Annotated in this window: 11 protein-coding genes; 1 reads left to right on the top strand and 10 read right to left on the bottom strand. The window is 44.1% G+C overall.

The annotated features are described in order from the left end of the window. Positions 1 to 5: 5 nt before the first annotated feature. From def to C6Y07_RS00970, 8 genes are all read right to left on the bottom strand, one after another. Positions 6 to 488, bottom strand: coding sequence for a peptide deformylase (gene def, locus C6Y07_RS01005; protein ID WP_034662448.1), 483 nt, complete (start codon positions 486 to 488; stop codon positions 6 to 8). A gap of 15 nt (positions 489 to 503) precedes the next feature. Beyond that, on the bottom strand, positions 504 to 2912 hold the full coding sequence (gene priA / locus C6Y07_RS01000; protein ID WP_060596220.1) for a primosomal protein N': 2409 nt from the start codon (positions 2910 to 2912) through the stop codon (positions 504 to 506). After that, on the bottom strand, positions 2909 to 4126 hold the full coding sequence (gene coaBC / locus C6Y07_RS00995) for a bifunctional phosphopantothenoylcysteine decarboxylase/phosphopantothenate--cysteine ligase CoaBC (protein ID WP_060596219.1): 1218 nt from the start codon (positions 4124 to 4126) through the stop codon (positions 2909 to 2911). Before coaBC ends, priA begins: the two co-directional genes overlap by 4 nt. Before the next feature lie 117 nt (positions 4127 to 4243). Continuing rightward, the gene (rpoZ, locus tag C6Y07_RS00990; protein WP_003211647.1) at positions 4244 to 4447 is read right to left on the bottom strand and encodes a DNA-directed RNA polymerase subunit omega; all 204 of its coding nucleotides are present in this window, start codon (positions 4445 to 4447) and stop codon (positions 4244 to 4246) included. Positions 4448 to 4450: 3 nt separating this feature from the next. After that, complete coding sequence (gene gmk / locus C6Y07_RS00985; RefSeq protein WP_003212381.1) at positions 4451 to 5065, bottom strand: guanylate kinase; 615 nt, start codon at positions 5063 to 5065, stop codon at positions 4451 to 4453. Between the two features lie 9 nt (positions 5066 to 5074). Continuing rightward, a complete protein-coding gene (gene remA, locus C6Y07_RS00980) occupies positions 5075 to 5344 on the bottom strand; it encodes an extracellular matrix/biofilm regulator RemA (RefSeq protein WP_008344898.1) in 270 nt (89 codons plus the stop codon). Between the two features lie 76 nt (positions 5345 to 5420). Next, positions 5421 to 6296 carry a YicC/YloC family endoribonuclease gene (locus tag C6Y07_RS00975; RefSeq protein WP_106156137.1) on the bottom strand — a complete coding sequence of 292 codons (876 nt, stop codon included), beginning with the start codon at positions 6294 to 6296 and terminating at the stop codon, positions 5421 to 5423. A gap of 83 nt (positions 6297 to 6379) precedes the next feature. Then, a complete protein-coding gene (locus tag C6Y07_RS00970) occupies positions 6380 to 9055 on the bottom strand; it encodes a calcium-translocating P-type ATPase, SERCA-type (protein WP_106047779.1) in 2676 nt (891 codons plus the stop codon). Positions 9056 to 9219: 164 nt separating this feature from the next. Here C6Y07_RS00970 and C6Y07_RS00965 point away from each other — a divergent pair, with 164 nt between their 5' ends. Next, entirely contained in the window at positions 9220 to 10929 is a 1710-nt protein-coding gene (locus C6Y07_RS00965; RefSeq protein WP_106072244.1) for an Rqc2 family fibronectin-binding protein, read from the top strand. A 30-nt stretch (positions 10930 to 10959) separates the two neighbouring features. Here C6Y07_RS00965 and C6Y07_RS00960 read toward each other — a convergent pair whose 3' ends face one another. Beyond that, positions 10960 to 11463, bottom strand: a complete 504-nt coding sequence (locus C6Y07_RS00960) for a precorrin-2 dehydrogenase/sirohydrochlorin ferrochelatase family protein (protein ID WP_060596216.1) — start codon at positions 11461 to 11463, stop codon at positions 10960 to 10962. Further along, positions 11444 to 12229 (bottom strand): sirohydrochlorin chelatase, encoded by a 786-nt coding sequence (locus tag C6Y07_RS00955; protein ID WP_106030823.1) that lies wholly within the window; start codon positions 12227 to 12229, stop codon positions 11444 to 11446. Before C6Y07_RS00955 ends, C6Y07_RS00960 begins: the two co-directional genes overlap by 20 nt. Between the last annotated feature and the right edge of the window lie 6 nt (positions 12230 to 12235).

Here is a 12235-nt window from a genome sequence, read left to right as displayed (position 1 = left end):
TTTCTTCACCCTTCCATTTCCGCAAGTTCTTTTTCTGTATAGGTTTGAATGATTTTCGACGTGAATAATATACCGTCTAAATGATCAATTTCGTGCAATAAGGCTCTTGCTAAAAATCCTTCTGCTTCTATTGTAAATGGTTTGCCTTTCTTATCAAAGGCTTTTACCTTCACATAGCTCGGTCTTTCTACTGTGCCGTATAAAGATGGAAAGCTCAGGCAGCCTTCAATATCTGTTTGACTTCCTTTCACTTCAAGAACCTCGGGATTCACTAAATCAATTCTGCCAGGTTCCTCTCCGATATCGACAACAGCCATTCTTTGTGAAATGCCGATTTGTGGTGCTGCTAGTCCGACTCCATCTAGCTCAAGCATTGTATCATACATATCATCAAGCAGTTTTTTGAGCTTTTTATCGAACGTATCAACAGGCTCTGCCTTTTGTTCAAGTACTTCTGCCGGATGTATGACTATTGGTTTTACTGCCACTTAAAGCCCTCCGTTTTACATCATCATATATGGATTCATATCTATTGAAATCATCAATTGTTTTTGTTCCATTTCCTTTTGATAATGATCTTGTATTTTCCGTAGTAAACTTGCCAGTTCATTTTCCCTTTTGTATTTTATCACGCATTGATATCGATATCTATCTTTGATCTTAGCGATTGGTGATGCAGCCGGACCAAGGATTCTTGTATTCGGTGCACAGTTCATTTTTAGGAACTGGACAATTTGATCAGTGACATGCGCTGCCTTCGTCACTTCCTCGTGTGATACCGTCACCATTGCCAAATAGTAATACGGCGGATAGGACTGGTGGCGGCGATGCAGCATCTCCTGTTCATAAAAGGCTTCATAGTCATGCTGCTTCGTTAATTCAATACTATAGTGAGAAGGCGTATACGATTGAATGATCACAGAACCCGCTTTTTCATGACGTCCTGCCCTGCCGCTGACCTGCGTGAGAAGCTGAAATGTTTTTTCACTTGAACGAAAATCAGGAATATGAAGAGACGTATCCGCACTGAGAACACCAACAAGTGTGACATCTGGGAAATCTAGCCCTTTTGCTATCATTTGCGTCCCGAGCAAAATGTCCGCTTCTTTATTGCCAAAAGACGTGAGGAGCTTTTCGTGAGCACCTTTACGAGACGTTGTATCTACATCCATTCGGATCACTCTTGCCTCAGGCAGTACTTTTGTAAGCTCTTCTTCTACACGCTGCGTACCCGTCCCAAAATAGCGAATATGCTCACTATGGCATTCTGGACATTCAGCAGGCACCGGTGCTTCGTGCCCACAATAATGGCATTTCAGCCGTTTTTGATAGCGGTGATAGGTGAGAGAAATTTCGCAATGAGGACATTGCTCCACATATCCGCAATCACGGCACATCACAAAGGATGAATAGCCCCTTTTATTCAGAAATAAGACGGCTTGTTCTTTTCTTTCAAGCACTTCCTTTAATCTGAGCATTAATTCTTCTGAAAACATGGACCTGTTGCCATTTCTCAATTCTTCTCTCATATCAATTAACGAAACGTGCGGCAGCTGCTGCTGGTTGACGCGATGTTTAAGCGTCAGCAATGTAAACACGCCTTTTTTCGCACGCGCGTAGGTTTCAAGTGAAGGGGTTGCACTGCCTAAAACGACTGGGCATCGATGCCTTCTGGCTCGTTCAATGGCGACATCCTTGGCATGATAACGAGGCATTTCTTCTTGTTTATAAGAAGATTCATGCTCTTCATCTATGATAATCATGCCTAGATTTTCAAATGGAGCGAAAACAGCAGATCTCGCGCCCACGACAAGCTTGACTTCCTTGCGGTGGATTTTCCGCCATTCATCATATTTTTCCCCTGTCGATAAGCCGCTGTGAAGTACAGCCACATTTGAGCCGAACCGTTCTTTAAACCGCTGAACCATTTGAGGGGTTAACGAGATTTCAGGAACGAGGACGATCGCTTCTTTTCCTTTTTGAAGGGCATGATCAATCGTCTGCAAGTATATTTCCGTTTTACCGCTTCCTGTCACCCCGTGCAGCAGAAAGGTTTCATGCCGGTCATCACTGACTGCTTGATGAATATGTTTTGCCGCTTCTGCTTGTTCTGGCATGAGATCAAGTGAAGCAGATGGTGTAAACGCCCGGTCACGATAAGGATCACGATAGACCTCTTCATAGCTTTCTGTTAGCAGCCCTTCTTGAATAAAGGTTTTAAGCGTTTGAGAACTCGCGCCTGTTTGCTGCTGCAAGTCTTTCGCTAAAAAGGTCGTCTCACTCGCTTGAAGCAAAAAGGAGAGCAGTGCCTTTTGTTTCACCGCATTTTTCTTAAGCTGCTGTTGTTTTTCTTCAAGCTTATCTTTCGATACAGCTAGATGGAGCATGCGCACCTTTTTCTTTCCAGATTTTTGCGAGACGTGATACCTTACCTCTAGATGACCTTTTTGGACATGCTTTTGAATCTGTTTTAGTTGTTCGGCCGGGATGTCAGCGTAAAGGATGCTATCTCGCTGACCGAAAAGCTCTTTCAATGACTGCGGAAGTTCTTCATCTGACAGCACCTGAATTTCTTTTTCATACTTCGCCTTCATGGCTGCAGGCAGCATCGATTGAAGTGCCGTAATGTGATAGGACAATGTTTTTTCCGTCAGCCAGTGGGAAAGCTCCAATAGCTCATCTGTCAGAACAGGTGATAAATCAAATAAATCGACAATGTCCTTGATGTTTCCTGTCTTTATGTCTGTTTCGTCTTTGACTTTTGTCACAAACCCTTGAATCTTCCTTGGGCCAAAGGGAACGACCACCCTCATTCCCGCTTTGACGAGATCTTTGAATCGATCTGGTACACGGTAATCGAATGGCCGGTCAATGGCTTTCGTTGTGACATCCACGATGACTTCAGCAATCATGCTCGATCACGCTCTTTTGGCAACAGCTGTTTTGCCTCCTTTAAGATTTCAAAAGCGAGGTCTTTTTTGCTCATCATCGGCAGCTCTTTTGTTGTACCATCTGCTTTGATGATTGCTGCTACATTTGTGTCTGTGCCAAAGCCTGCACCTTCTTTTGTGACGTTGTTGGCCACAATCATATCTAAATGCTTGGATTCGATTTTCTTTTTCGCGTAATATTCTACATCCTGCGTTTCAGCTGCAAAACCGACAAGCACTTGATGCTCTTTTCTTTTCCCCAGCTCTTTTAAAATATCTTTTGTCCGGGTGAATTCAATCTCTAAGGCGCCGTCCTGTTTTTTCATTTTATGAGGATATGATGTCACAGGGGTATAGTCGGCGACCGCTGCTGATTTAATGACAAGGTCCGCTTCCTCGTACACATCTAATACGGCTTGATACATGTCCTCTGCCGATTCAACGTGCACCACATGTACATGGTCAGGTGCCGTTAAAGAAACAGGTCCTGAAATGAGCGTGACATCAGCCCCCATTTGCTGCGCAGCCTCTGCAATCGCATAGCCCATTTTTCCTGACGATCGATTTGTAAAGAAACGCACAGGATCGATGACTTCTCGTGTAGGACCTGCTGTCACCACGACTTTTTTACCTGAAAGCGGTAAGCTTTTTGGCTCTTCAAAAAATGCACGGATGTGCTCAACAATTTTTTCAGGCTCCTCTAACCGCCCTTTTCCAATGTAGCCGCAGGCTAAATAACCTTCACTCGGCTCAATAAACCGGTAGCCGTCCTCATATAATGTGCGAATGTTCCGCTTTACAGCCGGGTGATCATACATATGCACATTCATTGCTGGTGCGATCCATACAGGAGCGGTTGAAGCAAGTAAGGTCGTCGTGAGCATATCATCTGCAAGCCCTGCCGCCATTTTACCAATCGTATGTGCTGTTGCAGGGGCAACAAGAATGAGATCGGCCCAGTCAGCTACGTCAATATGCGCAATGACTTTTGGATTGTTTTCTTTAAATGTATCCACATACACCTCATGTCGAGACAGAGCTTGGAAGGTAAGCGGAGACACAAACTCACGGGCAGATTCCGTCATAATCACTCTTACATTTGCGCCCGCCTGTACGAGTTTACTAGTAAGAGCAGCTGCTTTATATACGGCGATTCCTCCGCTGACGCCGAGCAAAATATTTTTTGACTGTAACATTTGTTTGTCCCCCTTAACGGCCTTTTTCACAAATTCGTCTACAATTCAAAAAAGTCAAAACCAATCATAGTTTTGACTTTTTTGAACGTATCGTATCTGCATAGCAGAAGCGATGTGTTATTCTTGATCCTCTTTTTCAAATGTCAAAAGACCGGCATCGATTTCTTCCAGTGCTTTGCCTACGAATTTGTAAGACTTTGTATTTTCGATTTGCTGATCTTGGTGGATCTGCATTTCACGTGCACGGCGTGCAGACACTGTCACAAGTGTATATTTTGAATCAAGTTTGTTCATCAATGAGTCAATTGAAGGATCTAACATAGTTTATTCTACCCCCAGCATTTTTTTATATCTTGGTGCGACTCTGTCTCTGCGCAGGTGTTCTGCAAGGACGATCGCTTTGATTCTTTCACAAGCAAGCTCGACATCATCGTTTTCCACGACATAGTCGTAAGCATCCATCATTTCAATCTCTTCTTTTGCAGCAGCCATTCGATTGCGAATGAGCTCCTCAGACTCTGTACCACGTGTAATGATGCGGTTTTGAAGTTCCGAAAGACTAGGCGGTGCAAGGAAAATAAAAAGACCTTCTGGGAATGCTTCTCTTACTTGAAGTGCACCTTGCACTTCGATTTCAAGGAAAACATCTTTTCCTTCGCTTAATGTCTGTTCTACATAGTCAACAGGCGTGCCGTAGTAATTCCCGACATACTCTGCCCATTCTAACAGCTTTTTGTTTTCAATCATATGTTCAAATTCTTCCCTGGATTTAAAGAAATAATCGACACCATTTCTTTCACCTTCACGCGGTTTACGTGTCGTCACAGAAATAGAGTATTCAAATTTCGTATCTTCCTGGGAGAAAATGGCTTGTCTGACCGTTCCTTTTCCAACTCCCGAAGGTCCAGAGAGAACGATTAAAAGTCCTCTTTCTTTCATAATGGCGTATTACCCCTGCCCTTCATCTATGATTTCTTCTTTTACAGAAAGTCTTTGCGCGACAGTCTCAGGCTGAACGGCAGATAAGATGACATGGTCACTGTCCATAATGACAACAGCACGGGTTCTTCTTCCGTATGTAGCATCTATGAGCATGCCTCGATCTCTTGCGTCTTGTATCATTCGTTTAATCGGTGCTGATTCTGGACTGACGATCGAAATCATCCGATTCGCTGAAATGATGTTTCCAAATCCGATATTGATCAACTTTATGGTCATCTTCTAACGTCCCCCTGTAATATAAACGTCTCTAGTCTCGCCGAAAGAGACGTACTGTAAACAGCATACACAATGACTATTCTATATTTTGCACTTGTTCTTTTATTTTTTCAATAGCACTTTTCATTTCAACCACCAGCTTTGTTAAATGATGATGGTTCGCTTTTGAGCCAATGGTGTTCACTTCACGGTTGAGCTCCTGTACAAGAAAATCAAGTTTTCTGCCGGCAGCACCGCCTTGTATCAAGATTTGCCGGAACTGCTGAAAGTGACTTTTCAATCTCGTAATCTCTTCTGTAATGTCACAGCGGTCAGCAAAGATGGCAGCCTCTGTTGTAAATCTGCTTTCGTCAAGCGCCTCTCCGATCCATTCTTGCAATCGCTGATTGAGCCTGTCTTTATACTGAGTCACAACCTCTGGTGCAAAGACTTTGATTTCTTCTGTATAGGCCTCTAATTCAGAAAGCCTCAGCTCACAGTCTTTTTGAAGTGATGTCCCCTCCTGCTCTCTCATGAAGCAAAGCTCCTTGACAGCCGTTTCACAAGCATCCATCAGCAATTGCTCTAACTGCTCATTTCGGCTGGCCGACTCTTCTACTTGAACGGCATGCTCCAGCCCCAGTAAGTCATGTGCATGCTGAATGCCTGAAATGTGATAGCGCTTCTCGAGGTCTTTTGCGGCTTTCATGTATTCATCAAGCAGCGGCCAGTCGATCTGCAAGGACCGGCTTGCTAGTTTACCGCCTTCAATCGTGACAAACAGCTCAATTCTACCGCGCTGCACGTGACGAAGAATGATTTTTTTTAATGTGTCTTCGAAATATAAAAGCGGCCTCGGCAAACGGGCATGAACCTCTTTAAAACGGTGATTGACCGATTTTAGCTCAACTGACACTGTCAGTTCTCCATCCGTTTTACTCGCTTGGCCGAATCCCGTCATACTGCGTATCATGTCAAAACACCCAATTCTTTCATATTAATAAAATGAAAAAGGTAATAGCAGACACTATTACCTCAAAATTATACCATAACGAATTATTTTTTTCTTGTCAAAAGTGATCCTGCCAGTAAAAAAGTTGGCAGTGCAGACATACCGATGATCAGCAGCCAATCAATTGGTGCAATGGCCACCGTTTTGAAAATCGGCTGAAGCGGCGGATAATAAATGACCACAAACATAAGTAAAAGTGATGACAAAACCGCACCGATCAAGTAAAGATTCCCGAATGGATTGCGTTCAAAGATGGACCGTTCACTGCGGCAGTCAAATACATGAATGAGCTGCGCCAAAACAAGCGTACTAAATGCAACAGTCTGTGCATATTGCAGGTTGTTTGGATCGCGGTGATACACAAACATAAATGCTAAAAGGGTCGCAAGCCCGATGAGGAATCCTCTAGATACAACCTTCCAGCCGAGCCCTCTAGCAAAAATGCCCTCTTTCATGTTCCTCGGCTTTCGCTTCATGACATCGCCTTCTGGCTTATCCATGCCAAGTGCCATCGCTGGAAGACCATCTGTGACAAGGTTGACCCATAAAATTTGAATAGGAACGAGAGGAAGCGGAAGTGCTAGGAGCATCGCGAACAGCATAACCAAAATTTCTCCCACATTGGATGCCAGCAAATACCGGACAAACTTCCGAATGTTTTCATAAATATTCCGGCCTTCTTTAATGGCGGATTTAATGGTCGCAAAGTTGTCATCAAGTAAAATAAGAGAAGATGCTTCTTTGGCTACGTCTGTTCCAGTGATGCCCATGGAGATGCCGATATCTGCTTGCTTAATCGCAGGCGCATCATTGACCCCGTCACCTGTCATCGCCACAATATGTCCATTTTTTTGATAGGCCTTCACAATTCTCAGCTTATGCTCAGGTGATACCCGTGCAAAGACGTATACATTTTCAGCCGTTTGCTCAAGCTCTTTGTCACTCATCTGATCCAGCGCTTTTCCGTCGAGCACCTTTCCTTGCTTTGGTAAAAGGCTCAAGTCTTTGGCAATCGCTTTGGCTGTTTCCACGTGATCCCCTGTAATCATGACTGTTTTTATGCCAGCATCCCTGCACTCTTTAACCGCTCGTCTGACTTCAGGACGAGGTGGATCGATCATGCCCTCTAACCCGATAAATGTCAAATCGGTTTCAGCCTGCTGGACAGAGTTGATTTTTTCTGTCAGACCGACTTTTTTATACGCAATGGCAATCGTTCTCAGCGCTTGTCTTGCTAAGCCTTGAATCGCAGCCTCTGTTTCTTGCCTGTGAGTGGTTGAAAAAGAAGCTGTGCGGCCGCCGTGCATGATATGACTTGAACGGTTCATCAGGACATCCGGCGCACCTTTTGCAATGACATACCGCTCTTTTTGATTCGTTTCGACGACGACTGACATCATCTTTCTTTCTGAATCAAAAGGAAACTCCTCTACAACGTGAAATCCGGCTTCGATGAATTGCTCAGTAAACCCTGCTTTACGTGCTGCGGTGAGAAGCGCCCCCTCTGTCGGATCTCCATCAAGCCTCATTTCGCCATCTTTTTCAACGATGGTTGATGTATTACAAAGCGCCCCGTATAATAACACCTTTTGCAGACTTGGATGTTTGTCTACATGGACAAGTTCTCCGTTTAAGGTGAAATCACCAGATGGCTCATAGCCCGTACCAGAAATATTCCACGTTTTGCCCTCTGCCCATACATGTGTCACAGTCATTTTATTTTGCGTCATTGTCCCTGTTTTATCTGAGCAAATGATCGACGCGCAGCCAAGTGTTTCCACCGCCGGGAGCTTTCTGACAATCGATTTTTGTTTGATCATCCGCTGCACTCCTAAGGAAAGTGCGACGGTGACAATCGCCGGCAGTCCTTCAGGAATGGCAGCAACCGCAAGAGATACTCCCGCCAGGAACATATGATACAAATCATGTCCTTGCACAACGCCAAGAACAACAACGAGAACCGTTAAAAATAAAGCAGCAACAATTAGGATTTTCCCCAGCTGTTCGAGACGTCTTTGCAGCGGTGTTTCCATATTCCCTGCTGCATCCAGCATGCCGGCAATTTGTCCCATCGCTGTATTCATCCCTGTACCAATGACAACGCCCACGCCGCTTCCTCTAGTGACAAGCGTCCCCATAAAGGCCATGTTCGTCAAATCTCCAAGCGAGACATGGTCTCGTGAAAGCGGACTTGCGTGTTTGACCGCAGGGATGGACTCGCCAGTGAGAGCGGACTCTTCAATTTCTAAACTTTTGGTTTCTAGTAATCTAATGTCTGCCCCAATCCGGTCTCCACTCGAAAATTTCACAATATCCCCTGGCACGAGATGTTTAGACGGGATCTTGACCCATTCATTATTTCTCCTAGCATACACATGCGGGGTTGATAATTCCTTTAGCGCTTGAAGAGATTTTTCCGCGCGGCGTTCTTGATAAAAGCCGAGCACTCCATTAATCAGAACAATGGCTACAATTGCTACAGCATCAATGTATTCGCCTAAAAAAGCAGAAATGATCGTTGCCGCAAGCAAAATTAACACCATAAAATCTTTAAATTGCGCTAAAAAAATGATCAGAGCCGACGCCTTTTTCCCTTCCTGCAATTCATTTGGCCCGTGTTTTTCAAGCCGTTTTTGTACATCTTTTTCTGACAGTCCGTCACCTATCGATGTATTCATTGTTTTTAATAAATCGGTTTGGTTCAGTTCATGCCAATTCATTTGACCTCGTCCACTCCTCTTTTGTTCTCTCTCATATGCAGTGTTCTATAAGCCAGTTTATTCAGACTCGTCCTAAATCATGCTATAATAATAAGACTGCCTAAAGAACGAGAAACGGAAGGTTCTTTCAGTAGATTTGTGTGAAAGAAGAGGGTGTATCCAACATGTCATTTGACGGCATTTTTACATATGGTATGACAAATGAATTGCAAGAGACATTAACTGGCGGAAGAATTTCAAAAATTCATCAGCCATATAAGCACGAGCTGATTTTTCATATCCGGGCAAACGGAAAAAATCATAAGCTCCTTTTATCCGCTCATCCGAGCTACGCTAGAATTCAGCTCACAGAGCATCAATATGACAATCCAAGCGAACCTCCAATGTTTTGTATGCTCCTCAGAAAGCATCTTGAGGGCGGATTCATTGAACGTTTTGAACAGATTGGATTTGACCGGGTGATCGTACTTCATGTACGAAGCCGCAATGAAATTGGCGACGAACAGACTCGAAAGCTCTACATTGAAATCATGGGAAGGCATAGTAATTTGATTCTTGTAGAAGATGACACGCAGCAGATCATCGATGGCCTAAAGCATCTTTCTCCATCTGTGAACAGCTATCGAACGGTACTTCCTGGTCACGAATACCTTCTGCCGCCTGCGCAGCAAAAATTGAATCCGTTTGAAGTGACGAAGGATGATATTTTAAAGCATTTACGCTTTCAAGAAGGAAAGATCGCAAATCAAATTGTCGATACATTCTCTGGGGTTTCTCCGCTGTTTGCAAAGGAAGCTGTACACAGGGCCGGTCTTGTCAATCAGGAAACGATTCCAAATACACTGCTCGACATGTTCCAGCTTATTCGCATGCACTCCTTTACCCCGCAGCTCACAAGAAAAGACGGGAAAGAATATTTCTATTTATTAGAACTTCAGCATGTCCATGGCGAGATGAAGACATTCGACTCTCTCAGCCAGCTGCTTGACCGCTTTTATTTCGGAAAAGCTGAGAGAGACAGAGTTAAACAGCAGGCGTCTGACCTTGAACGGTTTGTCGTAAATGAAAAAAAGAAAAATGAAAACAAGCTCAAAAAACTGAAAAGAACTCTTGAAGAATCTCAACATGCACATAAATATCAGCTCTATGGCGAATTGTTAACAGCCAATTTATATGCCATCAAAAAAGGGGATAAAGAAGCGACTGTCATCAATTATTACGATGAAGATGGCGGAGAGATCACGATCCCGCTCAAAACAAACAAAACCCCTTCTGAAAATGCGCAAGGGTATTTCACAAAATATCAAAAGGCAAAAAATGCAGTAGAAGCGGTCAATGAACAAATTGAGCGGACGCATGAAGAGATTGCTTATTTTGAAGAGTTGATTCAGCAGCTATCCTCTGCCTCACCGAAGGATTTAGAGGAAATGAGAGAAGAACTTGTTGAAGGAAAATATTTACGCGCCAAACAAAAGCGCAACGCCAAAAAGAAAAAACAGGCGGCCATTCAGCTTGAAACGTATGAATCGTCTCAAGGTATTCCGATTTTAGTCGGAAAAAACAACAAACAAAACGAGTATTTAACCACAAAGGCTGCTGCCCGTGACGACATTTGGCTGCACACGAAGGATATTCCTGGATCACATGTCGTCATCCGTCATCAAGCACCTGATGAAGAGACGCTGCGTGAAGCGGCTCAAATCGCTGCCTACTTCTCGAAAGCAAAGGAGTCGAGCTCCGTTCCTGTCGATTATACGAAAATCCGGCATGTGAAAAAACCAAATGGAGCAAAGCCGGGATTTGTGACGTATGATCAGCAGCAAACATTATTTGTCACGCCTGACGAAGATGTGGTCCTAAAGCTGCGAAAATAATAAAAGCCGATAAAATCCCTTAAAGAGATTTTATCGGCTTTTTCTTTGTTGTTTTTTTCTTTCGATATAGAGAGCGTCAAGTGCATCTACATCCTCTTGTTCTAGCAACGCCTCAATTTCCGCAGCCAGTTGTTTTGTCCGGGCTGGGCTCGCACCGCTTGTAGAGACTGAAATCGTCACTTTCCCTGCTTTGACCACCTTTGGCACGATCACATTGCCAAGCTCTGATTGGCTCACACAATTCACTAGCTGGTGAGGCCGGGCTGTTTGTGCAATCCATTCATTTACCGCTGGATCGTTTGTAGCAGCTACAATGAAAAATGCACCCTCTAAATCTTCCACGTCCACTTTCTTTTCCTTCCAATTCAGGTTGTATGTATCAATGAGACGTGCCATCTCTTTAGAAATGTCAGGACTCACGACGGTTATATGGCAAGGCTCCATGCATAGCGCCTCTGCCCTTCTTGCGGCTATTCGTCCACCGCCGGCGATGAGCACTTGTTGATCGGTTAAATCAAGATGGACTGGAAGCATGGCTTTCTCCTTGGAAATGAAACGCATCGTCTTTGTTTAAAATGGTTTCTTGCACGCGTTCAATATAAGCCGCTTTTACATGCGGATGAAAGCCAATATACCGGCATACCCGGACATCTTTCAGCCTCTTTCTCGCCTGAGCCGCTTCATTTTCAATCTCTTTCATTAAAATACCCGTAAACAACAAGTAAGGAACGAGATAAACAGGCGCATCATCATCTGCTGTTAATTGCGCAAGAACATCTCGGTAATTTGGCTCACATGCCGTAATAAAACATGGCAAGACCTCTGCGAGAGGGAGCAGGCGCCTGACATCGTCCGCAATGCCAAACACATCCCGCTTCACATCGGGGTCAGAGCTTCCGCGGCCAATTAAAAGAATCCGTGCTTTCCCGCCTTGATATCCTGCCTCTTCAATTCTTGCAGCAACCGCTTTTGTCACTTCTTGATTGACCCCGATTGGTTTTCCGTATGTGACCTTCACTTGCGGATATCGCTTTTGTACTTTCTCAATCTCGACTGGAATATCTGATTTGGCATGCATGGCAGTTAAAAGGAGGAGCGGGACGATCGCAATGTGTGTAGCTCCTTTTTTCACACAGGCTTCAAATCCTTCTTCTATGGAAGGGGCTGTCAGTTCTAAAAAACAAATTTCTTGTATATCTGCTTCTACTAACGGCATACAGCTTTTCATAAAAGAAATGGCTTTATCTTGTGCTTCTTTTACTCTGCTTCCATGCCCAACATAAAGTACAGCTTGTTTCATGTGGCT

Origin of the sequence: Bacillus sp. LNXM12-1 (assembly GCF_003004375.1) — a bacterium.
Classification (GTDB): Bacteria; Bacillota; Bacilli; order Bacillales; family Bacillaceae; genus Bacillus.
The sequence above is the reverse complement of the archived record's forward strand: the minus strand, read 5'-3'. Positions and strand labels throughout refer to the sequence as shown.

What these genes read in the sequence shown, in the direction of transcription:
- priA (WP_060596220.1), bottom strand. Translation starts at nt 2,912, where the DNA reads ATGATTGCTGAAGTCATCGTGGATGTCACAACGAAAGCCATTGACCGG.
- coaBC (WP_060596219.1), bottom strand. Translation starts at nt 4,126, where the DNA reads ATGTTACAGTCAAAAAATATTTTGCTCGGCGTCAGCGGAGGAATCGCC.
- rpoZ (WP_003211647.1), bottom strand. Translation starts at nt 4,447, where the DNA reads ATGTTAGATCCTTCAATTGACTCATTGATGAACAAACTTGATTCAAAA.
- gmk (WP_003212381.1), bottom strand. Translation starts at nt 5,065, where the DNA reads ATGAAAGAAAGAGGACTTTTAATCGTTCTCTCTGGACCTTCGGGAGTT.
- remA (WP_008344898.1), bottom strand. Translation starts at nt 5,344, where the DNA reads ATGACCATAAAGTTGATCAATATCGGATTTGGAAACATCATTTCAGCG.
- C6Y07_RS00975 (WP_106156137.1), bottom strand. Translation starts at nt 6,296, where the DNA reads ATGATACGCAGTATGACGGGATTCGGCCAAGCGAGTAAAACGGATGGA.
- C6Y07_RS00970 (WP_106047779.1), bottom strand. Translation starts at nt 9,055, where the DNA reads ATGAATTGGCATGAACTGAACCAAACCGATTTATTAAAAACAATGAAT.
- C6Y07_RS00965 (WP_106072244.1), top strand. Translation starts at nt 9,220, where the DNA reads ATGTCATTTGACGGCATTTTTACATATGGTATGACAAATGAATTGCAA.
- C6Y07_RS00960 (WP_060596216.1), bottom strand. Translation starts at nt 11,463, where the DNA reads ATGCTTCCAGTCCATCTTGATTTAACCGATCAACAAGTGCTCATCGCC.
- C6Y07_RS00955 (WP_106030823.1), bottom strand. Translation starts at nt 12,229, where the DNA reads ATGAAACAAGCTGTACTTTATGTTGGGCATGGAAGCAGAGTAAAAGAA.